Below are 882 nucleotides of genomic sequence, written 5' to 3'. Positions count from 1 at the left end.
ACGCCCAAGGGGGCGGGCAACAGCCATGGCGCCCTGCTGAACCGGCTGGCCTGGATGCAGAAGGCCTACCGTCTGGCCCCGGGCGAGCGGGTGCTGCAGAAGACGCCCTTCGGCTTCGACGTGTCGGTCTGGGAGTTCTTCTGGCCGCTGATGGTGGGGGCGCATCTGGTGGTGGCGGCGCCCGGCGAACATCGCGATGCGGCGCGGCTGGTGGCGCTGATCCGCGAGCAATCCATCGACACGCTGCATTTCGTGCCGTCGATGCTGCAGGCCTTCCTGGAGGAGCCGGGGGTGGAGGACTGCACCAGCCTGCGCCGGGTGGTGTGCAGCGGCGAGGCGCTGCCGGTGGCGCTGCAGGACCGGCTGTTCGCCCGTCTGCCCGCTGTCGGGCTGTACAACCTCTACGGCCCGACCGAGGCGGCGATCGACGTCAGCCACTGGACCTGCCGGGCTGGCGAGGGCGGCGCCGGCGGCGGGGTGCCGATCGGGGTGGCGATCGACAATCTGCGGCTTCATGTGCTGGACGGGAGCCTGAACCCGCTTCCGGCGGGGGCGGTTGGCGAGCTCTACATCGCCGGTGCGGGTCTGGCGCGGGGCTATCACCGGCGGGCCGGGCTGACGGCGGAGCGTTTCGTCGCCGATCCGTTCGCCAGCGACGGCGGTCGGATGTACCGGACGGGCGATCTGGCGCGGCGGCGTGGCGACGGGGTGATCGAGTATGTCGGGCGGATCGACCATCAGGTGAAGATCCGCGGGCTTCGGATCGAGCTTGGCGAGATCGAAGCGGCCTTGCGCGGGCATCCGGCGGTGCGCGACGCGGTGGTGGTGGCCAGGGACGGGGCGGGCGGCAAGCGGCTCGTCGGCTATGTGGCGGCCGATGCG

The 882-nt window shown here is 71.8% G+C and carries 1 protein-coding gene; it reads left to right on the top strand.

Features of this window, described 5'->3' with window-relative positions; genetic code table 11:
• Positions 1 to 882: AMP-binding protein (locus JHL17_RS36015; RefSeq protein ID WP_200199477.1), on the top strand; the 882-nt coding region annotated here is incomplete at both ends.

Source organism: Azospirillum endophyticum, from assembly GCF_016595245.1.
GTDB classification, from domain to species: Bacteria; Pseudomonadota; Alphaproteobacteria; order Azospirillales; family Azospirillaceae; genus Azospirillum; species Azospirillum endophyticum.
The sequence above is the reverse complement of the archived record's forward strand: the minus strand, read 5'-3'. Positions and strand labels throughout refer to the sequence as shown.